Origin of the sequence: Stenotrophomonas sp. PI_27 (assembly GCF_027854495.1) — a bacterium.
In the GTDB taxonomy this organism is placed as follows: Bacteria; Pseudomonadota; Gammaproteobacteria; order Xanthomonadales; family Xanthomonadaceae; genus Stenotrophomonas; species Stenotrophomonas pavanii.
The window spans coordinates 126116-148196 of record NZ_JAJNOF010000001.1; the positions used below are offsets into that span (position 1 = coordinate 126116).

General features: G+C 65.8%; 16 protein-coding genes. 4 read left to right on the plus strand and 12 right to left on the minus strand.

The genetic code is table 11. The features are described 5' to 3' along the window. Nucleotides 1-4: 4 nt before the first annotated feature. From LRM18_RS00590 to LRM18_RS00620, 7 genes are all read right to left on the minus strand, one after another. Nucleotides 5-499, minus strand: coding sequence for a VOC family protein (locus LRM18_RS00590; RefSeq protein ID WP_270949182.1), 495 nt, complete (start codon nucleotides 497-499; stop codon nucleotides 5-7). A gap of 125 nt (nucleotides 500-624) precedes the next feature. Continuing rightward, complete coding sequence (locus tag LRM18_RS00595) at nucleotides 625-2634, minus strand: M13 family metallopeptidase (RefSeq protein WP_270949184.1); 2010 nt, start codon at nucleotides 2632-2634, stop codon at nucleotides 625-627. A 255-nt stretch (nucleotides 2635-2889) separates the two neighbouring features. Continuing rightward, nucleotides 2890-4992: a M13-type metalloendopeptidase gene (locus tag LRM18_RS00600; protein ID WP_049470601.1), complete on the minus strand. Its 2103-nt coding sequence runs from the start codon at nucleotides 4990-4992 to the stop codon at nucleotides 2890-2892. Nucleotides 4993-5180: 188 nt separating this feature from the next. Continuing rightward, complete coding sequence (locus LRM18_RS00605; protein WP_049470603.1) at nucleotides 5181-5882, minus strand: sel1 repeat family protein; 702 nt, start codon at nucleotides 5880-5882, stop codon at nucleotides 5181-5183. A 255-nt stretch (nucleotides 5883-6137) separates the two neighbouring features. Then, nucleotides 6138-8132, minus strand: coding sequence for a prolyl oligopeptidase family serine peptidase (locus LRM18_RS00610; RefSeq protein ID WP_064238945.1), 1995 nt, complete (start codon nucleotides 8130-8132; stop codon nucleotides 6138-6140). A gap of 107 nt (nucleotides 8133-8239) precedes the next feature. Beyond that, nucleotides 8240-11146, minus strand: a complete 2907-nt coding sequence (locus tag LRM18_RS00615; RefSeq protein WP_049470608.1) for a TonB-dependent receptor — start codon at nucleotides 11144-11146, stop codon at nucleotides 8240-8242. Between the two features lie 401 nt (nucleotides 11147-11547). Then, nucleotides 11548-14337, minus strand: coding sequence for a TonB-dependent receptor (locus LRM18_RS00620; RefSeq protein ID WP_049470610.1), 2790 nt, complete (start codon nucleotides 14335-14337; stop codon nucleotides 11548-11550). A 214-nt stretch (nucleotides 14338-14551) separates the two neighbouring features. Between LRM18_RS00620 and apbC the strand changes: the two genes are divergently transcribed. Continuing rightward, nucleotides 14552-15406, plus strand: a complete 855-nt coding sequence (apbC, locus tag LRM18_RS00625; protein WP_049470685.1) for an iron-sulfur cluster carrier protein ApbC — start codon at nucleotides 14552-14554, stop codon at nucleotides 15404-15406. 77 nt (nucleotides 15407-15483) lie between these two features. Then, on the plus strand, nucleotides 15484-16056 hold the full coding sequence (gene dcd, locus LRM18_RS00630) for a dCTP deaminase (RefSeq protein ID WP_014037995.1): 573 nt from the start codon (nucleotides 15484-15486) through the stop codon (nucleotides 16054-16056). 68 nt (nucleotides 16057-16124) lie between these two features. Here the strand turns inward: dcd and LRM18_RS00635 are convergent, their stop codons facing one another. From LRM18_RS00635 to LRM18_RS00645, 3 genes are read right to left on the minus strand one after another with little or no spacing between them, the layout of a single operon-like run. Then, a complete protein-coding gene (locus tag LRM18_RS00635; RefSeq protein WP_005418011.1) occupies nucleotides 16125-16292 on the minus strand; it encodes a DUF5668 domain-containing protein in 168 nt (55 codons plus the stop codon). Nucleotides 16293-16307: 15 nt separating this feature from the next. Continuing rightward, a complete protein-coding gene (locus LRM18_RS00640; RefSeq protein WP_014037994.1) occupies nucleotides 16308-16730 on the minus strand; it encodes an HIT family protein in 423 nt (140 codons plus the stop codon). Next, nucleotides 16727-17398 (minus strand): dienelactone hydrolase family protein, encoded by a 672-nt coding sequence (locus tag LRM18_RS00645; protein ID WP_053460970.1) that lies wholly within the window; start codon nucleotides 17396-17398, stop codon nucleotides 16727-16729. The genes LRM18_RS00640 and LRM18_RS00645 overlap by 4 nt, the downstream gene beginning before the upstream one ends. A 204-nt stretch (nucleotides 17399-17602) precedes the next feature. Here LRM18_RS00645 and rimO point away from each other — a divergent pair, with 204 nt between their 5' ends. Both rimO and LRM18_RS00655 read left to right on the plus strand, forming a co-directional pair. Next, nucleotides 17603-18964 carry a 30S ribosomal protein S12 methylthiotransferase RimO gene (gene rimO, locus LRM18_RS00650; protein WP_049470615.1) on the plus strand — a complete coding sequence of 454 codons (1362 nt, stop codon included), beginning with the start codon at nucleotides 17603-17605 and terminating at the stop codon, nucleotides 18962-18964. Next, nucleotides 18961-19815, plus strand: coding sequence for a DUF3025 domain-containing protein (locus LRM18_RS00655; protein WP_270949229.1), 855 nt, complete (start codon nucleotides 18961-18963; stop codon nucleotides 19813-19815). Before rimO ends, LRM18_RS00655 begins: the two co-directional genes overlap by 4 nt. Before the next feature lie 157 nt (nucleotides 19816-19972). Here LRM18_RS00655 and greB read toward each other — a convergent pair whose 3' ends face one another. Both greB and LRM18_RS00665 read right to left on the minus strand, forming a co-directional pair. After that, complete coding sequence (greB, locus tag LRM18_RS00660) at nucleotides 19973-20479, minus strand: transcription elongation factor GreB (protein ID WP_049470619.1); 507 nt, start codon at nucleotides 20477-20479, stop codon at nucleotides 19973-19975. An 88-nt stretch (nucleotides 20480-20567) separates the two neighbouring features. Beyond that, entirely contained in the window at nucleotides 20568-22073 is a 1506-nt protein-coding gene (locus LRM18_RS00665) for a helicase HerA-like domain-containing protein (RefSeq protein WP_103281887.1), read from the minus strand. Nucleotides 22074-22081 lie beyond the last annotated feature (8 nt).

Here is a 22081-nt window from a genome sequence, read left to right on the forward strand (position 1 = left end):
CGACTTAATCCCCTCCGTCCCCTTTTTGGATGGCGGCCTGGAGGGTGGCGATGTCGATCTTCCTCATCGGCATCATCGCGTTGAAGGCGCGCTTGGCCAGCGCCTTGTCCGGGCTGGTCACCGCTTCGATCAGGATGCGTGGGCTGATCTGCCACGAGATGCCCCAGCGGTCCTTGCACCAGCCGCATTGGCTCTCCTGTCCGCCATTGCCGACGATCGCATCCCACAGGCGGTCGGTCTCGGCCTGGTCGTAGGTCTGGATCTGGAACGAGAACGCTTCGCTGTGCTTGAACGCAGGTCCGCCGTTGAGCCCGACGCAGGGGATGCCGCAGACCGTGAATTCAACGGTCAGCACGTCGCCTTCCTTGCCGTCCGGATAGTCGCCCGGGGCATGATGCACGGCCGTCACCGCGCTGTCGGGCAGGTTGCCGGCATAGAAGGTGGCGGCCTCGAGCGCGTCGTTGTCGTACCAGAGGCAGATCGTGTTCTTGTGTGCCATGTCGGGGCTCCGCGATGGACGAAGCCGCAGCGATAGCATGCCCGGTGTTAACCCGGGATCGTGCTGCACCCGCAAAAAAAAGGGCGCCCGAAGGCGCCCTTTGCGTTACCACGGCCGCTGAAGGCTCAGCGCCAGACCTTGATCTGCTCGGCTTCGCTGCGCTGCATCGGCTGGCCGGCCTTGCAGCTGAAGGTGGCGCCGAACGCCGGCAGGTTGGCCAGCGTGCCATTGCTGCGCCACAGGCCCGGCGCGCGGATGTCGGCGGTCAAGCGGCGCGCGGCCTCGTTCGGCGACAGCTGCTGCGCCCACAACGCCGACCAGGCGCGGAAGAAGCCCTGCTGCTGTGCCGGCTTGGCCTTCGGCTCCTGCGCGGTGTATGCGGCCCAGGCCAGTTCCAGCCCGGCGATGTCGGCCAGGTTCTCTTCCTGGGTGAGCGTGCCGTTGACCTTGGCACCCTTCACGCCCGGGAAATCGTAGGCGCTGTACTGCGCGGCGACGCGGTTGCCGAGCAGGGTCCAGGCGGTCTTGTCGGCCGGCGTCCACCAGCTGCGCAGTTCGCCCTTGGCATCGACCAGTGCGCCCTTGGCATCGATCGCACGGGTCAGCTCATGGCCGACCAGGCCACCGAAACTGCCGAACTTGTCGGCGGCATCGGCCTTGGCGTTGAACACCGGGCCCTGCAGGATCGCCGCGGTGACGATCAGGCGGTTCTGCGCCAGATCGTAGGCCAGCGACGGCTGCTGCGGCAGCACGTCCCAGCGGCGGTCGGCGTTGCCCTTGCCGATGCGCTTCATTTCCTCGCGGTGGCGCCAGGTCGACGCGATCAGCATGTTGCCGCCGAACGAACCGCGGCCCATCGGCTGCACGCTGTAGTCGAGATCACGCAGCGGGGTGCCGATCTCGATCTTCAGCGCGGCCAGCTTGGCCTGCGCTTCGGTCTTGGCTTCGGCACTCATCCAGCTGCTGTTCTTGACCGCCTCGATCTGCACTTCGCGCACCTTGTCGACGATCCATGCGGCCTGGCGACGGTCTTCGGCCGACAGGTAACGGGCCGCGTATTCGCGGCCGAGCATCGGACCGGCAGCCACGTTGATCGCCTCCAGCACATCTTCCCAACGCGGCGGCGGCAGCGTTTCGCCACGCAGCACGCGGCCACGGAACTCAAACTCCGCGTCGCGGTAGGCCTTGGACAGGTAGGGCGCCATCGAGTCGCCCACGCGCCAGCGCAGGTAGGCCTTCCACTGGTCCGGCTTGAGCTTGGTGACCATGCCATCGAGCTGCTTGAACAGGCCCGGGTCGGCCAGCGAAACCAGGTCGTCGTCCACGCCCTGGGCCTTCAGGAACGCGTCCAGCTGCAGGTTGCGGTAGCGGCTGTTGAGCTCCTTGGTGGAGATCGGCGCGTAGTTGTTGAACGGGTTGTTGATCCCGGCCAGCGACTGCGCGTTGCGCGCCAGCTCGGTCTCCAGTGCGATCACCGACTGCGACTCGGCATCGAGCTCGGCCGCCGGCGTGCCGGTCAGTGCCAGGATCTGCTTCACGTAGGTGCGGTAGCGGCCCATCAGGGCCACGGTGTCGGCGTCGGTGCGGGTATAGAACGCCGGATCCGGCAGGCCCATGCCACCCTGCATGAAGTAGCCGATGTGACGATCGAGTGCCTTCAGATCGACGTCCGGGCCGAAGTTGAAGGCCACCGGGATGCCGACCTGGTGCAGCGCGGCGATCGACGCCGGCACATCCTTGGCCTTCTTGATGGCATTGATGCGGGTCAGCAGCGGCGCGATCGGGTTGGAGCCGTCCGCTTCCACCGCTGCCTCGTCCAGGCCGCTGGCCCAGAAGTCGCCCAGCAGCTTCTGCACGTTGCCCTGCGGCGACTTCATCGCGGCGTCGAGCAGTTCACGCTGCTGCTGGCGGCTGCGCTCGACCAGCTGGCCGAGCGCGGTGGTGGCGCCGGTCTGCGGCACCGGGTTGGCCTTCAGCCAGCCTGCATTGGTGGCGTCGTAGAAGTCGCTGCACTGGGCGCTGACGGCCGGGGCGCGAGCGGCCTTCTTCTTGGCGGCAGCAAACGCATCGTGGGTCGGGACCAGGGTCGCCAGGCTGATGCCCAGGGCGATGGCAAGCGGACGGAAATTGGGCATGTGGAACGAATCCGTGATGGATTGAGGGCGCGCGCACTATAGCAAGCCGGGCATGGGCGCGGCATGCACACATCACGCGCCGTCTGCCGGGCATCGCGCGGCGCTGCCACCGGGCGCGGGGAGGCGCGCGACATGCACGCGTCACGGCGTGGTCGGCAGGGGTGCCACGCCTTGCGTGGACGGCGGGCATCGCAAAAAAGCAAAGGCCCGGGAAGTCCCGGGCCCTTGCAGGTCTGCCGCAGCGTCAGCCGTGGCTTACCAGATCACCACCTGCTGCTCGCCGGTGCGGGCCATCGGCGAACCGGCCTTGCACTGGAACGCGGCAGCGAAGGTCGGCAGGTTCGACGGCGCACCCATGGCGCGGAACTGCGCCGGGGCGTGCGGGTCGGTGGCCAGGCGGACCTTGGCGTTTTCCGGGGTGTACTTGGTGCGCCACACGGTGGCCCAGTTGAAGAAGAAGCGCTGGTCGCGGGTGAAGCCGTCGACCTTGGCATCTTCCTTGCCGGCGGTGGCCTTCTGCAGGGCGTCGTAGGCGGTGGCCAGGCCGCCCAGGTCGGCGATGTTCTCGCCCAGGGTCAGGTGGCCGTTCACCGCCTGGCCGTCGACCTTGTACTGGTCGAACTGCTTGACCAGCTTGCCGGTCAGGCCTTCGAAGTTCTTCTTGTCGGCCGGGGTCCACCAGTCTTCCATGTTGCCGGTCGGCCCGAAGCGCGCACCCTGGTCGTCGTAACCGTGAGTCATCTCATGGCCGATCACCGCACCGATGCCGCCGTAGTTCAGCGCGTCGTCGGCCTTGGGGTCGAAGAACGGCGGCTGCAGGATGGCGGCCGGGAACACGATCTCGTTCTGCAGCGGGTTGTAGTAGGCGTTGACGGTCTGCGGGGTCATGCCCCACTCGGTCTTGTCCACCGGCTTGCCGATCTTGGACAGGTTGAACTTGTAGTTGAACTCGTTGGCCGCGCGCACGTTGCCCAGGAAGCTGTCGCGCTGGGTCTGCAGGCCCGACCAGTCACGCCACTTGTCCGGGTAACCGATCTTCGGGGTGAAGGTTTCCCACTTGGCGATGGCCTTGGCCTTGGTTTCCTCGCTCATCCAGCTCAGACCCTGGATGCGGTCCTTCAGCGAGGCAGCCAGGTTCTTCACCAGCTCTTCCATCTTCGCCTTGGCTTCCGGCGAGAAGGCCACCTTCACGTACAGCTGGCCGAAGGCTTCGCCGGCGTCATTCTCGATGGTGCCCAGCACGCGCTTCCAGCGCGGCTTCTGTTCCTTCTGGCCGTTGAGGGTCTTGCCGTAGAACTCGTAGTTCTCCTGCACGAACGCGTCGGCCAGGTACGGCGAGGCGCTGTCCACGGTGTGGAAGCGCAGGTAGGCGCGCCACACCGACGGATCGGTGTCGCCCAGCGCCTTGCTCACTTCCTCATGGAAGGCCGGCATGGCCAGCGAGAACTTCTCCGGTGCGGCCACGCCCTGCGACTTGAAGAATTCGGTCCAGCTGAAGTTCGGGGTCAGCTTGTCGGCGTCGGCCAGGGTGACCGGGTTGTAGTACAGCTCGACATTGCGCGACAGCTCGACGCGCGACTTGGAGGCCTTGGCCAGGCGGGTCTCGAACTTGACGACCTCTTCCGCCTGCTTGGCGGCATCGGCAGCGGCGACGCCGGACAGTTCCAGCACCTTGGCCACGTGCGCCTGATAGGCCTTCAGCTTGTCGGCGTTCTTGGCGTCGGTGTAGTAGGTGGTATCCGGCAGGCCCAGGCCGCCCTGGCTGGCGTAGGCCATGTTCACGGCCGAGTTCTTGAAGTCGGCTTCGGCACCGAAGCCGAACAGGAGGTTGTCGCCCTTGGCGGCACTGGTGCGCAGGTAGTCGGCGATGGCCGCCTTGTCCTGCAGGCCGTCGATCGCGGTCAGGTCGGCCTTCAGCGGCTCGATGCCCTGTGCGTTGATCTTGGCTTCGTCCATGCCGGTGGCCCACAGGTCGCCGACAATCTTCTCGATGTGGTTCGGGTTCTTGACCTGCGCGACCTGTTCGGCCAGCTGGTGCTGCACGGCCACCGAGCGCTCGTCGAGGATGGTGAACGCGCCCCAGCTGGTGCGGTCGCCCGGGATTTCATTGGCGGCCAGCCACTTGCTGTTGACGTAGTCGCCGAAGGCGGTGCAGGCGTCCTTGGTGGTGTCCAGGTCGCTCGGCTGGAAGGCGTTGTAGGCCGGCAGCTTGCTCTCGTCCAGCTTATAGGTGGTGGCTTCGGCCGTGGCCGGGGCGGAGGCGGCGGCGTCCTTGGCCGGGGCTTCAGTCTTGCCGCAGCCGACCAGCGCGGCCGAAACGGCCAGGGTCAGCAGCACGATCTTGGGAGTACGGGTCACTTGAATGGCCTCCGGGCCGAGTGAGTCAGGGAGTGGCCGCAGGTGCGGCCGTGGGCCGAACGATACGCCGCCGGCCAGACCTGCAAGGGTGTCGAAGGTCATGGTCAATGGCAAGCCGGCCTGCCCTGGCGGTGGTCGGTCGCCAGCAGGCAGGATCGGCATGGTCCGTTGGGGGCGGCGGTGCGCCCTCAGCGCAGGCCAGGGGTCGGCTGGGGCGGTTCGTCCCCGGTCACCGGCTCGGGGGCGTCAACCTGTGGAGCAACATCGGGGATTCGGCTACGCGCCTGGTTTTCGGTGGAAACCGGGGCCACGTTGCCAATCTCCACGCGTCCCACCCGCGGTGTCGACCAGATGCTGTCCTGCCATTGCCGGTACAGCTGCGGGTCCCAGTAACGGGTGTCGTAGAACTTGCTGCCATCAATCTGTTCAGTGGTGCCATTCGGGCCCGGCACGAGAATCTTGACGTTGCCCGCAAAGCCGGTGCGGCTGCCGGTCATGCGCTTCTGTTCACGCCGCATTGCCAATGCGAGGCGTGGCTCGGCGGCAGCGTCACCAAACCGTGCATACACCGCTTCGCCCTGGCCGATGGCCTGGTTGCGTTGGTGTTCATCCAGCGCGGCCCAGTAGCGTTCGCGCAGTTCGACGAAGCCCTTGTAGCCACGCTCGGCAGCCAGGTCCATCCAGACGTAGGCCAGCGGGCGGTCGACCTCCGTGCCAGTGCCGTTCCACAGCATTTCAGCGACCCTTGCCTGCGAGACCTTGTCCCCGTAGAAACCGGCGCGCTGGAAGAACGCAAATGCAGCGGGCAGGTCGTTGGCGCGCTGTTTTTCCATGCCCAGCATGCGGAAGCGCAGGTCGGGATGACCGTTCAGGAAGCCCGCGCTGATCATCAGCGGATCATCGGTTGGATCGCTGGGCAGCGGGGCCCTGGGAGGCGCTGGAGGCGCCGCCGCCAGCATGGCCGGCGAGGCCAACGCGACCAGGAGAGGGAGTGGCGAAAGCCAATGCAGTTTCATGTTCATCAATCCGTGATGGCAGCAAGGGGACCGCGTGCCCCCAATCATCGGCCGGAGCGCGCTTCGGGACATGCGGCGTAGGTCATTGTGCCAAAGGAAACACGGGGCAGGCGTGCTGCCCCGGTTCGTTCAGCGTGCGGGCGTGCCGATATGCCGGCCGAAGAAGTCGAGCATCTTCGAGTACAGATTTACCCGGGCCGGAACGTCGTAGAAGCCATGCATTTCACCGGACTGGATGATCACGCCTTCCGGAGGGTTGCCGGCATCGGTGAGTGCCTTGGCCATCAGCTCGGTCTGCTCGGGCACGGCGCGCATGTCGCGGGCACCTGCGGCCAGGAATACCGGAATCCTGACCTCACCGGCCCGGCGGGCGGGCGAGACCTTGTTCCATTCGGCCACGTCGGTGCCATGAGTGCGGCGCAGATAGCGCTGACCGGACTCGCGCTGCGGGATATCGCCCTTCTTGAACAGCATGTCCACGTCGTATACCCCGACGTAGCCGAAAGCACACTTGAACAGGCCTGGCTCACGGATGGGCGCCATCAGTGCAGAGTAGCCACCGAAGCTGCCGCCATAGATGCACAGGCGGTCCTTGTCAGCCACCCCCTGGTCGATGGCCCAATGCGTGGCATCGAGGATGTCGTTCTGGATGCCGTCGGCCCATTGCCGGTGACCCGCGTTCTCGAAGGCCTTGCCATAGCCGCCAGAGCCACGGAAGTTGACCTGCAGGACGGCATAGCCACGGCTCGCCAGCAGCTGCGCCTCGGGATTGAAGCCCCAGTTGTCGCGCGGGCCGATCGGGCCGCCGTGCGGGTTGACGATCATTGGCAGGCGCTTGCCCTGCGCCCCCTGCGGGACGGTCAGGTAACCATGCAGCAGCTGGCCGTCCCGTGCCTTGACGGTGAACGGGGTGACGCTGGCCATGCGCTTGGGATCAAGCCAGTCGCGGCCCTGCAGCAGGAAACGGGCCTGGCCGGTCTTGCGGTCGAACAGGTACAGCTCCCCTGGATTGGTGTCGCTGTAAACCGACACCAGGATGCGGTTGCCATCTTCGGTGGAACTGGAGAACTGCACCATCTGCCCGGGAAATGCCTGGGCCAGCGACTGGTACAGCGCGGCATCGGGGTGATCCTCATCCAGCAGGGTGACCTTGGGGCTGCCGGCCTGGTTGACCACGCCGATCAGGCGCTTGTCATCAGTGCTCCACATCATCTGCGAGACTTCGCTGACAGGATCCTGGAACAGCTTCTGGAACTGGCCACTGCCGGTGTCCAGCGTGCCGATTGCCGATGGGACCTTGCCATCATCCTGTTCGGCGTAGACGGTACCGTCGGCGCTGGTGCGCAGCACGCGCAGATGCTGGCCGTCGGACTTGGAGGCGTTGATCAACGTCCAGGTGGTGCCGTCGCGGCGGTACAGCTCGCTGCGCTCATCATATTCGCCGCTCTCATCGCGGCTGGAACTGCAGACCGCGAAGCGCGGTTCCTTGGCGCCATCCAGTGCGATGTCGCAGTTCTCTTTGGGTGCGCGCGCCAAGGGCGTGCGCCTGCCGCTGATGGTGTCCACGCTCACCACCTGGGTGCCTGCGCCTTCGGAAGAGCGCGGGTAGCGGACCTGCATGATCACGTTCTGGTCATCGCCGCGCAGCGTGTCCAGCAACGAATAGGATTCGTTGCCCACGCTCTTGCTGCGCTGGGTGGCATCGCGGGTGCCGTAGAAGATCACCGGGCGGGCCTGGCTGCCGTCGGCGTTGACCGCGAACCATTCCCCGGTGGGGAAGGGCTGGGCGTAGCCGCCCTGCTTTTTCACCGCGTTGAACATCAGCCGTTCCGGCGATATCCAGTGGAAGCTGCCCACGCTCTTCTTGTCCGGCAGCTGGTTGACCTTGAGTACCTTCAGGTCACTGGTGCGCAGGATGGTCAGCACGTCCTGGTCGCCCAGATCGACACTGATAGCCAGGTAGGCGCCGCTCGGTGAGATTCTGGCCGAGCTGTAGCTGGCGTGCCTGGCGAAGTCTTCGATCGAATAGGGCGTCGCCGCGCCCGCAGCGGCGGCCGGCAAGGCAGCGGGGAGGGCGGCGGCGAGCGCCAGGGCCAACGGCGTCAACAGCGAGGTCTTCTTCATGATCAGGGGTCCTTGTCCTGGCCAGCGGTAGCTGCGGCCGGTTCAAAAAAGGAAAGCCCGGTTCAGACCCGGGCTTTCCCATGCGTTCCTACCTCATGCAGCGAGGATCAGAACTTGTACTGCAGGCTCACGTAGAAGCGACGGCCCAGCGGGTCTGCGCCGATGAACGGGTTGTAGAACGGGTACGTCGTGTTGCTGTTGTCCTTGCGATACTGGTTGTCGAACACATTGACGACCTGGAAGGTGGCCAGCACGTTCTCGCCGAACTTCTTGCCCACACTCAGGTTCCACAGGAAGTACGGCGCCAGGCGACGCGAGTAGGCACCGCCCGCGCTGTTGGTGCCATCAGCTTCGGCATAGCTGAAGGCCGAGCCGTAGCGGGTGCCGAACACGGTGGTGGCCCAGTCGCCCTTGGTCCAGGTCAGGCTGCCGCGGGCGCGGCTGCGCTCGGGGTTGAAGTACTCCGGCGGCAGGTCGCGGTAATCGATCAGGTCGTCGTCGGCGGTCTGCTTGTACTTGTTGGTCAGCGTCAGCGAGTAACCCAGGTCGACGTTGAAACGGCCCCAGCGGTCGGTGTCCAGCGCGTACTTGTAGGTTGCATCGATACCGCTGGTGTCCTGCAGTGCGGTGTTGATGTAGGCGTTGTTGATGCGCTGGATACGGCCATCGTCCGGCGAGCCGGGCAGGTTGGTGCGCGTGATCAGGCCCAGCACGTTCTGGCAGACCGAAGCACTGGGGACCGCGCGACCGTCGCTGGCGGTGCCCAGGCGGCAGGCCGCCTCAGCGCGCAGCAGGTAGTCGTTGCTCAGCTGGGCGGCGGCGTCCTCCAGGCGGATGCGGTAGTAGTCGACCGTCAGCGACATGCCATCCGTAACGTCCCACACAAAGCCTGCGCCCCACGACTTGCCCTTTTCCTCGGTCAGGTTCGGGTTGCCGGCCACCAGGGTCTGCACCGAGTACTTGGTCGGGTCACTCGTCGGCGTGTTGCACTGGGTGCGGGTACGCGGGCCCTGGGCAGCGCCCGGACCGGTACCGGAGCGGCAGGAGTATTCGTCCAGTTCGGTCGTGTAGGACGCGGCACCGCCGGCGTAGATCAGCTGCATGTCTGGCGCGCGGAAGCTGGTGGCATAGCTGCCGCGGAGCAGCAGGTTGCTGAACGGGCGGAATTCCAGGCCGAGGTTGTAAGTGGTGGATGCATCAACCGACGAGATGTCGTCGTACTTGTCATAGCGCGCCGCAGCGTTGACGCTCAGGTTGCTGAAGATCGGCACGCGGAACTCGGCGCCGACGGCGTAGCGGTCGCGGGTGCCGTGGGTCTCACCGGAGCTGGTGAGGTTGTAGATGGTCTGGCCGTCGATCGGACGCAGCTGGTCGGTGCGTGGGTCGCTCACCATGTCCATCTTCTGGCGGTTCCATTCCAGCACGCTGGCGAAGCCAACAGCGCCGGCCGGCAGTTCGAACAGGTCGCCGCTGACGTTGAAGGCGGCATTCGCCACGCTGGTTTCGGAGCGGTTGATCACGCGGGTCGCGAAGGACTGGTAGATCTCCGGGGTGATCGGCGAGGACCAGCGATCCAGGTTCAGGCGGTGGATCGGGTAGACGCCTGCACCGGTGCCGGTGGCGTTGCTGTAGCCCAGCACCGGTCCCAGGAAGTAGTCATGCACCGACTTCGCGAGCAGGCGCGGGCGGTCCATCTTGTAGTTGTAGTAGCCGTAGCCACCGGTGGCTTCCCAGTCGAAGCGGTCGGCGAAGGTGCCACGCACGCCGGCAGCGAAGTCGTAGGTGTATTCGTCGTACTTGGTGCTGGCCGCTTCATTGCCACCCAGTTCGGCGGCGGTGAAGACACGCTGCAACTGCACGATGTCGCGCAGGCCGGCATCGTAGTAGTACGCGCTGGTGGTGCCATTGGACAGGATGTTGAACTTGTCGCCCGAGGTGCCCCAGAACTCCGTGCCGGCGCTGGCCTTGGCGCTGGTGGTGTAATAGTTGACGCTGGCCCAGCCCTGGGTGGTGTCGGTGAAGTCGAAGGTGCCGTAGCCGTAGGCCGAGTAGAACTGGCGCTGGTTGGAGATCGAGCGCGCCGCGTTGCTGTCGTACGAACCGCAGTAGGTGCCACGGGCGGCGGTGGTCACCGTGGTGAAGCCCAGTGCATCGCACTTGGCCTGGCCCGGATAGTAGGCGTTCTGGTTGACCCGGCCATTGGCCGAGGCCAGGCCGCGGATCGCGATCAGCGACAGGCCCGGGGTTGCGGTCGAACCCAGCGGGCCCTCACGCAGATCCGACAGGAACTTGCGCTGGTTGGCGTAGACAGCCTCGCGATCGCTGTACTGCAGGGCCCAAACCGCGCTCCAGCGATCGCCGGTACGGCCGCCGGTCAGTTCCAGGTTGACCGTGTCGCCGCCGCCTTCTGCGGTGGTGCCGGTGGTCAGGCGGACCAGGTTGCCGTCGTAATGCTCGCGCAGCACGATGTTGACCACGCCGGCCACGGCGTCAGAGCCGTAAATGGCCGAGGCGCCGCCGGTCAGGACTTCCACGCGCTCGACGATGCTGCTCGGGATCGAGTTGATGTTGGCGACATTGTTGTCGCGGTTGTACGGCTGCGGGTACTGCGCCGGGCGACGGCCGTTCACCAGGGTCAGCGTGTAGCCGGGGCCCAGGTTGCGGAGGTTGACCACCTGTGCGTTCGGAGTGAAGCCGGTCACCGCCAGGTCGCCGGTGAAGGACGAGGTGGTGTTCTGGGTCAACGTCTGCAGCATGTCGCCAACGGTCTGGAAACCTTCACGGTCGATATCCGTGCGGGTGATCACCGTGACCGGTGCCGGGCCCTCGACGTCGGCGCGCTTGATGCGCGAGCCAACGACCGAGACGCGATCAAGATTGGTGGCACTGCTGTTCTTGCCGCCTGCCTCGTTGCCGGCTTCCTGGGCGAACGCGGGGGCGATGCCGGTTGCCAGGAGGGCCGTGGTGAGCGCAAAGCTCAGCGGGTGGCGGATGAGTGCCTTGCGGATGGTCATATGTGGATCCCCTGATGAATCAAACCTCGGTCGGCGCCTGTCGCAGCCGCCGCCGTCCCTGGTGGGCGTTGCCCACGTCTCACCGGCTTCACAAGCCGACGATCCAACGTTAACACAGACTTAACTTGGCCTGTCAACCATTCATGCTCTCGTCATAATGGCGGATTCGGCAAACCCGGGTTGAGTATCAGCCTTTTGCCATGTCATTGATTTCTTATGTTTTTTTCTCATATGGGGCGGTGAGGTCCGTCCCCGGCGCTCCGGGAGGTGCATTAGCCATGCATTCAGGCTGGAGTGGTCGGCGACGGGCGGTGCTCCGCTGCATCGCGCGCGGCCGGCCAAAAAAAAGGCCCCGCCGAAGCGGGGCCTGGTCCAGACACGCAGTCCGGAATACGACGGGATCAGAAGTCGTACTTGACCTGGGCCGAGATCTGACGGCCGTAGACGCTGTAGAAGCCGTCGTTGAACGGGGTCGATTCGTTGCCCGGGTAGTTGTAGCGCTGGCCTTCCGGCAGCTTGTTGAACACGTTGTTGACCATCAGCGACAGGGTCAGATCGTCCTGCGCCTGGTAGTTCAGGCTCATGTTGTAGGTGGTGTACGAGCCCCACTTGCCGGCCTTGGCGCCGGAGGCGTGGACGTAGTCATAGCTGCGGCCGGTGTAGGCCAGGTAGTTCGGGGTGCTGCCGACGTAGTTGGCGTACACGGTGGTGGTGAACTTGGAGATGGCCCAGCCCACCGACACATCGCCGCGCACCTTGGCGAAGTTGTCGTAGTACCACATGTTGTACGGATCGCTCAGCAGATCCAGCTTCTGCGCGCCGGGCAGCGGCACCACTTCACGCTTCAGCATGTTGGTGTAGTTGCCCGAGAACATCAGCGAACCGAAGCGGCCCAGGTCCTGCTGGTACTTGGCACCGACGGTCACCGCTTCCAGGTTCTGGCTGGCCACGTTGAGCTTCGGGGTGTACACGCGGGTCAGGTTGCCACCGGCGTCGCGGGACACCCAGTCGGTCACGTTCTGGCAGCTGGCCGAGGTGTTGTTCGGCAGGCCGTTGCGGCACTGGTACTCGGCCAGCAGCAGCTGGTCGGTGCTCAGCGTCTTGACCTCGTTCTTGATCTTCCAGTTGTAGTAGTCGACCGACAGCGAGAAGTTGCTCACCGGGGCCCACACCACGCCCGCGCTCCACACGTCGGCGGTGATCGGCTTCAGGTCCGGGTTGCCGGACTTTTCGCTGTACACCGAGGTGGTCTTGTAGAACGAGCAGGCTTCGTCACGCAGCGCGTAACCCATCTGGCTGCAGCGGTAGTAGTCGTTCTGGCCGGAGGCGAACGAGCCGCTCATGCCCTGGAAGGCATCGGACAGGGTCGGCGCGCGGAATGCGGTGCCGTACTTGCCGCGCAGCAGCAGGCTTTCAACCGGGCGGTATTCCAGGCCGATGCTGTAGGTGGCCTTGTCGACGGTCTTGTCGGCGATCTTGAAGGCGTCGTAGCGGCCCGAGGCGCTGATGGTCAGCGATTCGAACACCGGCATGCGCAGTTCGCTGGTCACCGCGTAGTTGCTGCGGTGGCCGGCACCGGCCACGGCGGTGGCGCCCCAGGCGTTGCCATCGACGAAGGCCTGGTCGGGCGAGTAGTCCCAACCTTCGCTGCCGCCTTCCAGCACCACGGCCAGGCCGGCGTCGCCGCCCGGCAGGGAGAACAGCGAACCGTTGGTCACCTGCACGCGACCCAGGTTCTGCCAGGTCTTGCTGCGATGGGTGCCATAGCCGGTGAAGCTGGCGAACTGGTCCGGGGTGATCGGCGAGTAGAACGCGGTGTAGTCCGGGTTGTAGATGCCGAAGCCATCAGCGGTGGTGCCCAGGCGCGGGCCCAGCACGGTGTCGCCGAAGAAGCCTTCGATCTTGTCCTTCCAGCGTGCGAAGCGGTTCTGGTCCAGGCGGTATTCGCCGCGGGTGAAGCTGGCGCTGTAGTCCCAATCGCCGACCATGCCCTTGCCGCCCAGGGTGACCTGGTAGGAACGGCTCTCATCGGAGTTCAGGATGTTGTTGTAGTGGCCCGGGCCGATTTCTTCCGGCGCGAAGGCGCGCTGCAGGTTCACGACCTTGCCCAGGCCCTGGTCGTAGAAGCCGCCCATCACCGACTTGGTGCCCCACCACAGGGCGCTGGAGCCGGAGGTGAACTCGGTCTTCTCCTTGCTGTACAGCACATCGGCGAACAGCTGGAAGTTGTCGTTCACGTCGAAGGTCATCGACGAGTAGAACTGGCCGCTGTTCTTGCCGTTCTTCAGGGTCTTGTAGCCGGCGCTGTACACCGAGCCGCACGATTCGCCCGATGCACGCTTGCCGACGGTGGTGGTGCCGTCGTACAGGCCTGCGACGTTGCCGCAGCGGGTCGGGTCCATCATGTACAGCTTGTTGTCGGCGTTGCCGATGACGGCAAAGTCGTTCGACGGCAGCTGCGCGGTGTAGCCGACCGGGTTGTTCTGCTTGGTGATGTCACGCTGGTAGCCCCAGATCGGGCTGCCGTTTTCGATCTGCACGTTGACCAGCGCGTGGAAGCGGTCGTCGAATGCGTTGAAGCCCTTGGCGGCGCTGAAGCGGATGTTGCTGCCACCACCTTCGGTGTAGGTGCCGCCACGGATCGACATCGTGCCGCCGTCCATGCGTTCCTTCAGGATGATGTTGACCACGCCGGCGATCGCGTCCGAGCCGTACAGCGACGACTGGCCGCCCGGCAGGACCTCGATGCGCTCGACGATGTCGATCGGAATGCCGCTGATGTTGTTGAACGACTCGCTGCCGTTGTACAGCGCCGGATACGAAAGCATCGGGCGGCCGTTGATCAGGTACTTGGTGTAGCCCGGGTTCAGGCCGAACATGCCGGCCGCTTCGGCGCCCTGGGTGAACGCACCCGAGGTCTGGCCACCCTGCAGGCCGCCCGTGGTCAGCGACGACTGCTGCAGCACTTCAGCAACACTGCTGAAGCCGCGGGTCTGGATGTCTTCGGCGGTGATGGACATCACCGGGGTCTGGGTTTCGATCTGCGTCTGCGGGATCAGCGAGCCGGTGACGGTGATCTTGTCCAGGTTGGTCGCCTTGTCCTGGGCCATTGCCGGGGCGGCGGCCATCAGAGCGGAAATCAGGGCGACGGCGAGCGTGTTGCGACGTGCGGTATTGCTGACGTGTTTCATGAAGTTCCAATGGAGAGCAAAAACAAAAACGGCACTGCGCATGCGCCATCGCGCGGGCCGGAACAGCGGGCTCCGCAGCTCAAAAACAGTGCTCATCGAACGTAACATGAACTTAACAATCTGTGCACGAATCCGTCGCAATCCTGAATTTCAGTCAGGTTGCGTCCAGCTTGTATGATGTTGGGTTATCCCCTTGACCCTGCCGGTGCTCGTTGTGAACAGTTCCCCCCGCCGTCCCCATGCCAGCCAGGTCCAGAAGGGACTTACGCCGCATGCCCGCATCCGCAATGTCATCGCGGTCGGTTCGGGCAAGGGCGGCGTCGGCAAGTCCACCACCGCGGTGAACCTGGCCGTGGCGCTGCAGCAGCTTGGCGCGCGCGTGGGCGTGCTCGACGCAGACATCTACGGCCCCAGCGTGCCGGCCATGCTGGGCCTGTCCGGTCGCCCGGAAAGCCCGGACAACAAGAGCATCGAGCCGCTGCGCGCGTTCGGCGTGGACACCATGTCGATCGGCTACCTGATCGAAGAGGACACGCCGATGATCTGGCGTGGGCCAATGGCCACCTCGGCGATGACCCAGCTGTTCAATGACACCCTGTGGGATGACCTGGATTTCCTGCTGATCGACCTGCCGCCGGGCACCGGTGACATCCAGCTGACCCTGACCCAGAAGATTCCGCTGGCCGGAGCGGTGATCGTCACCACGCCGCAGGACATCGCCACGCTGGACGCCAGGAAGGCGCTGAAGATGTTCGAGAAGGTCGAGGTGCCGGTGCTGGGCATCGTCGAGAACATGGCCGTGCACACCTGCAGCAACTGCGGGCACATCGAGCACCTGTTCGGCGAAGGCGGTGGCGAGCGCATGGCCGCGCAGTACGGCGTGCCGCTGCTGGGGTCGCTGCCGCTGCAGATCGGCATCCGCGAACAGGGCGACGCAGGCACCCCGATCACGGTGGCCCAGCCGGATTCGGCGCCGGCCCAGGCCTACCGCCACGCCGCGCAGCGCCTGATCGAGGAGGTCGGCAAGCGTCCGCGGGCCTCGATCCCGATCCTGTCGTCGCTGCTGTAAGCGCCGGGGCAGGGGCCGCCGGCCGAGGCCGGGCCCCTGCTAGAATCCTCGCGCCCCCTCGTACCCCAGGACAAAGCATGAGCATCAAGAGTGACCGTTGGATCCGCCGCATGTCCGAGCAGCACGGCATGATCGAGCCGTTCGAGGCCGGGCAGGTCAAGCAGGCCAACGGCCAGCGCATCGTCAGCTATGGCACGTCCAGCTATGGCTACGACGTGCGCTGCTCGCGCGAGTTCAAGGTGTTCACCAACATCAACTCGACGATTGTCGACCCCAAGCATTTCGACTCGGGCAGCTTCGTCGACATCACCGCCGACGAGTGCATCATCCCGCCGAACAGCTTCGCGCTGGCGCGCACGGTGGAGTACTTCCGCATCCCGCGCGACACCCTGGTGGTGTGCCTGGGCAAAAGCACCTACGCGCGCTGCGGCATCATCGTCAACGTGACCCCGCTGGAACCGGAATGGGAAGGCCACGTCACCCTGGAATTCAGCAACACCACGCCGCTGCCGGCGCGCATCTATGCCAATGAAGGCGTGGCGCAGATGCTGTTCTTCCAGGCGGCCGCCGATGACGTCTGCGAGACCTCGTACCGCGATCGAGGCGGCAAGTACCAGGGCCAGACCGGCGTGACCCTGCCGCGGACCTGATCGGTTATGGAGCCGAGCCATGCTCGGCTTCCTGGCAGGGCAGAGGGCGGCGCTTGCGCCGCCTTTGCTTATTTGCCGCGACCGAACAGCATCGCGATGCCGACGCCCACCAGTGCCACCGGCCACCAGGTCAGCAGCAGCTTGGACAGGTTCAGATGCGTCCAGCCGAGGTTGCTGGCGAGCATGAACAGGCCGATTAGGATCAGCAGGACGGCGGCAACGAGGTTGAATCGCATCGGGTCGGCAAACGCTCAGGACTGGGCCGGATATCCTAGCCGTTCCTTCCAGTAGGCGACATGCTGGTCCAGCGCCGCCGGCTCGTAGCGATGCGCCGGGCCGCTGCCCCAGACCGGGCCCGGCCACGCCGGATCGCCGTCATGGCGGCCGATCACATGGAAGTGCAGCTGGCGCACGATGTTGCCCAGCGCCCCGATGTTGATCTTCTCCACGCCGTCGGAGCCTTTCAGGGCCTTGCAGGCGCGGTTGAGCTCGGTGCGCAGCTTGTCCTGCTGCTCGCCATCCAGCTCGATCCACTCGGTCACCCCGGCCAGGCGCGGTACCAGCACCAGCCAGGGGAATCGTTCGTCGTTCATCAGCCGCACTTGCGACAACGGTCCTTCCGCCACCAGCACGCTATCGGTGGCCAGGCGTGAATCGAGTTCGAATTCGCTCATCCAAGATGCTCCGAGAAGAAGTCCAGGGTGCGTTGCAGCGCCAGGGCGGCGCTGTCTGGATCATACGCATGTCCGACCTCCCGGTTGAAGGCGTGGTCGGCCGGATAGACGTAGGTGGCCATCTGCGGCAGTTTCTCACGGTGGGCCTGGACCGCTTCCGGCGGGATGCTGCGGTCCTGCGCACCGAAGTGGAAGATCACCGGGGCCTTGGGCGCTTCGTCGAGGAACTGCACGTTGCGCCCACCGTAATAGCTGACCGACGGCAACCCCAGGCGCAGTGCCGACAGCAACGCCACCGTGCCGCCCCAGCAGTAGCCGACCGTGCCGACCTTGCCATGAGGGGCCAGACGGGTTGCGGCGGCCCGGACCACTTCCAGCGCCCGCTCCATGCCCAGTGCGCCGACCCGTTCCAGGCCCTGCTTCACGCCCTCGGCGTCGTACGGCAGGGCGTCCGGATCGGCGTCGGTGCCGTCCAGCAGGTCGAAGAACGCAGGCGCCAGCACCGCATAGCCTTCGGCCGCGAAGCGCTCGGCCACGCTGCGGATGTGCGGATTGGCGCCGAAGATTTCCTGCACCACCACCAGGCCGCCACGCGCGGTGCCGTCCGGCAGGGCCTGCCAGGCCCGTACCGGGCCGTGATGCGTATCCAGGGTGATCCACTCGGCCATCGTCATCTTCCTCGTTGCTGGGAACAGAGCTGCATTGTCGGTGCTGTGCCGGTTAGCACGATGTCAGCGGCTGTGCGTGATCGGGCGGCTGGCCGTTCAGAGCATGGCCGCCAACCCCGGTATACTGGCGCCCTTTCAGGCCCCGGCCCCCAGGAACCCCTGCCACGCCGGCAGGGGCCCAGGCCCCCAGAGTCCCGCGATTCCATGTCCCAGCTGAACCCCAAAGTCGGCTTCGTCAGCCTTGGCTGCCCGAAGGCCCTCGTCGATTCCGAGCGCATCCTCACCCAGCTGCGCTCGGAAGGTTACGACATCGTCCCGTCCTACGACTCGGCCGACGTGGTGGTGGTCAACACCTGCGGCTTCATCGATTCGGCGGTGACCGAGTCGCTGGATGCCATTGGCGAGGCGATGAACCAGAACGGCAAGGTCATCGTCACCGGTTGCCTGGGCAAGCGCCCGGAGCAGATCCGCGAGGCGTACCCGAACGTGCTGGCGGTGTCCGGTCCGCAGGATTACCAGAGCGTGATGGAGGCGGTGCATGAAGCACTGCCGCCCAAGCACGACCCGTTCGTGGACCTGGTGCCCGACTACGGCATCAAGCTGACCCCGCGCCATTACGCCTACCTGAAGATTTCCGAAGGCTGCAACCACACGTGCAGCTTCTGCATCATTCCGTCGATGCGCGGCAAGCTGGTCTCGCGCCCGGTGGATGAGGTGCTGCGTGAAGCCGAGCGCCTGGTGCGTGGCGGCGTGCGTGAGCTGCTGGTGGTGTCGCAGGACACCTCGGCCTATGGCGTGGACGTGAAGTACGCCGAGAAGATGTGGCGCAACAAGGCCTACCAGACCCGCCTGAAGGCGCTGTGCGAAGGCCTGTCCGAACTCGATGCATGGGTGCGCATGCACTACGTCTACCCGTACCCGCACGTGGACGAGATCGTGCCGCTGATGGCCGAGAACCGGATCCTGCCGTACCTGGACATCCCGTTCCAGCATGCCAGCCCGCGCATCCTGCGCCTGATGAAGCGCCCCGGCGCGGTCGAGAAGACCCTGGAGCGCGTGCAGAACTGGCGCCGTATCGCGCCGGACATCACCGTGCGTTCGACCTTCATCGTCGGCTTCCCGGGCGAGACCGAGGCCGAGTTCGAAGAACTGCTGTCGTTCCTCGACGCAGCGCAGCTGGATCGCGTCGGCGCGTTCGCCTATTCGCCGGTCGAGGGGGCCACCGCCAACGATCTGCCCGATGCGGTGCCGGAGGAAGTGAAGCAGGAGCGTCTGGCCCGCTTCATGGAGAAGCAGGCGCAGATCTCCGCCGCACGCCTGGAGGCCAGGATCGGCACCGTGCAGCAGTGCCTGGTCGATGCCATCGAAGGCGATATCGCCGTGGCCCGTTCCAGGGCCGATGCGCCGGAGATCGATGGCCTGGTGCACATCCAGAACGCCGACCAGGTGCCGCTGCGCGTGGGCGAGTTCGTCGACGTGGAAATCACCGAGAGCGACGAGCACGACCTGTACGGTGACGCGCTGCCCGCCGCTACCCGCCCGGCATTCGACCTCAAGGTGCTGTGACCCTCGCGCCGACCGCCACCGGTGACGGCGGCGGTTCACGGCGCTTCGTCCCGCCGCCACGTGCGGCGGTGGCGGCACGGCGTTTCGAGCATCCGCTGTTCGCCGGCTTGCAGGGCTTCCGTGACCTGCTGGACGCCACTGCATGGCCATCCGTCGCGGCGCTGGATGCACGCCTGGCCGTGCCGGGCACGCGCCTGGTCGAACAGGATGCCGCGCTGCTGGCCGATGGGCTGCACTACGAAACCCGCATCGCGCGGGGGCGCATCGCCACCCGCGCCGACAACTGGCACGACCTGTTCAATGCGCTGGTGTGGGCTGCCTACCCGCAGCTGAAACGTGCGCTCAACGTGCAGCAGTGCCGGCATATCGAGGCCATGCCACCCGGCCAGCGCAACCGTGCGCAGGCCGCCCTGACCCAGTTCGACGAGACCGGCGTGATCGTGCGTGTGCGCGATGGCACGATGCTGCGCGCATGGGATGGGCATGACTGGCCTGCAGTGTTCGAGCCGATGCGGTGGCACAGCGGCGACATCGCCATCGTGGCGGTGTTCGGGCATGCGCTGATGGAGCAGGCACTGCTGCCGGGGCGGTTGCTGGTGGGCAAGTGCGTGGTGGTGCAAAGCGATGCCGATGCGGCCTGTGTTGACGATGCGGCCTGTGTTGACGCGGTGACCGCGGCCATCGCCGAGGGCCGGGCAGTGACCGATCCCTTGCAGCTGCGTCCGCTGCCGTTGGCTGGAATCCCGGGCTGGCACGACGTGCAGGATTCCGCCTTCTATCGCAATGCCGACTACTTCCGCCCGCTGCGCGCGGGGCGCACGTACCCGCCACCATTGCACGGGGCCATCTAGAGTCGACTGTCAGTCGACTGCGCTTCGTTCCGAGGCCGTGAACGCCTGACAGGTGGTTCCGGCGAGTCATCAGCGGCGATGAGGATCGCGGTGCGTTTGCCGTCCGGCTGCGGAGGTCTGTGCCGCGCTTCGCGCGGTAGTCGACCGACAGTCGACTCTACAACGGCGCGTACTCCACCCCGATCACCGCAAACGTGAACTGGCCGCCGGGCAGTTCCACCGAGAATTCATCGTCCAGCCGCTTCTTCAGCAGTGCCCTGGCCAGGGGCGAATCGATGCTGATCCAGCCCAGGCCGGCATCGGTTTCATCCGGCCCGACGATGCGGTAGCGGCTGGTATCGCCGCTGTCCACGTTCTCCAGTTCCACCCACGCACCGAAGAACACCGCCTGTGGATCGGTTGGCGTGGTATCGACCACGCGCAGCGATTCCAGCCGCTTGGTCAGGTAGCGAACCCGGCGGTCGATCTCGCCCAGCTGTTTCTTGCGGTAGGTGTATTCGGCGTTCTCGGAACGGTCGCCTTCTGCGGCGGCGGCGGCCAACGCCTTCACCACCTCCGGGCGGCGCACGCGCCACAGCTCGTCCAGTTCGGCCTTCAGCCGCGCATGCCCGGAGGCGGTGATCAGGGCGGTGCTCTTTTCTGCGGGGGGGCGCCAACGCGACATGCAATACGACTTCTTTTCTGGATGACGAACGGGGAGCGGGATCAGAACCCTTTCCAGCGGAAAGGGCTCTGACCCCGGCCGTGGCAGATCAGCGCTTGCCGCCGAAGATGCCGCCGAGGATGCCGCGCACGATCTGGTTGCCCAGCTTGGTACCGACGGTGCGCGTGGTCTGTTTGGCCATGGTTTCGATCATGCCCTGGCGGCGCTTGGTGCCGAAGATCGCGTCCTTGATCGCCTGGCCGAACCCGCCTTCCTGTGCGTCGTCCTGCTCGCGGCTGCGCGCGGCCGGCGCCTGGGCCTGCTCGACGCTCTTCTGCGCGCGCTGGGCCAGCAGCTCGGCGGCCGATTCACGGTTGACCGCGGTGTCGTAGCGGCTGCCGACCGGGCTGCCGGCACGCACCTGGGCGCGCTCGGCCTCGGTGATCGGGCCCATCCTGCAGCGCGGCGGCGCGATCAGGGTCTGCTGCACCGGCATCGGGATGCCCTTGTCCTGCAGCGTGGAGACCAGTGCCTCACCGGTGCCGAGCTGGCTCAGCACCTTGGCCACGTCCAGCTTCGGGTTCGGCACGAACGTCTCGGCCGCGGTCTTCACCGCCTTCTGGTCACGCGGGGTGAACGCACGCAGCGCGTGCTGCACGCGGTTGCCGAGTTGGCCGAGGATGTTGCCCGGGACGTCGTCGGGGAACTGCGAGCAGAAGTACACGCCCACGCCCTTGGAACGGATCAGCCGCACCACCTGCTCGATGCGCTGCACCAGCGACGGCGGTGCATCATCGAACAGCAGGTGCGCCTCATCGAAGATGAAGACCAGCTTCGGCTTGTCCAGGTCGCCTACTTCCGGCAGCTGCTCGAACAGCTCCGACAGCAGCCACAGCAGGAAGGTGGAGTACAGCTTGGGCTTGAGTACCAGCTGGTCGGCGGCGAGGATGCCGATCACGCCGCGGCCGTCGTGGTTGACCCGCATGATGTCGGCCAGCTCCAGCGCCGGTTCGCCGAAGAAATGCTCGCCACCGTCCTGCGCCAGGCGCAGCACCGAACGCTGGATCGCGGCGATCGACTGCGCGCTGACCAGGCCGTACTCGGTGGAGATGTCCTTGCGCTCCTCGGCGACCAGGCCGAGCAGGGCGCGCAGGTCGTCCATGTCCAGCAGCAGCAGGCCGCGGTCGTCGGCCAGCTTGAACACGATATCGAGCACGCCGGCCTGGGTGTCGTTCAATTCGAGGATGCGCGCCAGCAGAGTCGGGCCCATCTCGCTGACCGTGGTGCGCACCGGATGGCCGAGCTTGCCGTACAAGTCCCAGAAGATGGCGGGGCTGGCGGCTGGCGCGTAGTCGGCCACGCCGATCTCGGCGGCACGCTGCAGCAGGTTCTCGGCGCCGCTGCCGGGCACCGCCAGGCCGGACACATCACCCTTCACATCGGCCAGGAACACCGGCACGCCCAGTCGCGAAAACCCCTCGGCCAGCGTCATCAGGGTCACCGTCTTGCCGGTGCCGGTGGCGCCGGCCACCAGGCCGTGGCGGTTGCCGAGTTTCGGCAGCAGGGTGACGGCAATATCGTCGGTAATGCCTTTGCCGAGCAGAATCGGATCCATGGTCCAGC

What these genes read in the sequence shown, in the direction of transcription:
- LRM18_RS00590 (WP_270949182.1), bottom strand. Translation starts at nt 499, where the DNA reads ATGGCACACAAGAACACGATCTGCCTCTGGTACGACAACGACGCGCTC.
- LRM18_RS00595 (WP_270949184.1), bottom strand. Translation starts at nt 2,634, where the DNA reads ATGCCCAATTTCCGTCCGCTTGCCATCGCCCTGGGCATCAGCCTGGCG.
- LRM18_RS00605 (WP_049470603.1), bottom strand. Translation starts at nt 5,882, where the DNA reads ATGATCAGCGCGGGCTTCCTGAACGGTCATCCCGACCTGCGCTTCCGC.
- LRM18_RS00610 (WP_064238945.1), bottom strand. Translation starts at nt 8,132, where the DNA reads ATGAAGAAGACCTCGCTGTTGACGCCGTTGGCCCTGGCGCTCGCCGCC.
- LRM18_RS00615 (WP_049470608.1), bottom strand. Translation starts at nt 11,146, where the DNA reads ATGACCATCCGCAAGGCACTCATCCGCCACCCGCTGAGCTTTGCGCTC.
- LRM18_RS00620 (WP_049470610.1), bottom strand. Translation starts at nt 14,337, where the DNA reads ATGAAACACGTCAGCAATACCGCACGTCGCAACACGCTCGCCGTCGCC.
- dcd (WP_014037995.1), top strand. Translation starts at nt 15,484, where the DNA reads ATGAGCATCAAGAGTGACCGTTGGATCCGCCGCATGTCCGAGCAGCAC.
- LRM18_RS00635 (WP_005418011.1), bottom strand. Translation starts at nt 16,292, where the DNA reads ATGCGATTCAACCTCGTTGCCGCCGTCCTGCTGATCCTAATCGGCCTG.
- LRM18_RS00640 (WP_014037994.1), bottom strand. Translation starts at nt 16,730, where the DNA reads ATGAGCGAATTCGAACTCGATTCACGCCTGGCCACCGATAGCGTGCTG.
- LRM18_RS00645 (WP_053460970.1), bottom strand. Translation starts at nt 17,398, where the DNA reads ATGGCCGAGTGGATCACCCTGGATACGCATCACGGCCCGGTACGGGCC.
- rimO (WP_049470615.1), top strand. Translation starts at nt 17,603, where the DNA reads ATGTCCCAGCTGAACCCCAAAGTCGGCTTCGTCAGCCTTGGCTGCCCG.
- greB (WP_049470619.1), bottom strand. Translation starts at nt 20,479, where the DNA reads ATGTCGCGTTGGCGCCCCCCCGCAGAAAAGAGCACCGCCCTGATCACC.
- LRM18_RS00665 (WP_103281887.1), bottom strand. Translation starts at nt 22,073, where the DNA reads ATGGATCCGATTCTGCTCGGCAAAGGCATTACCGACGATATTGCCGTC.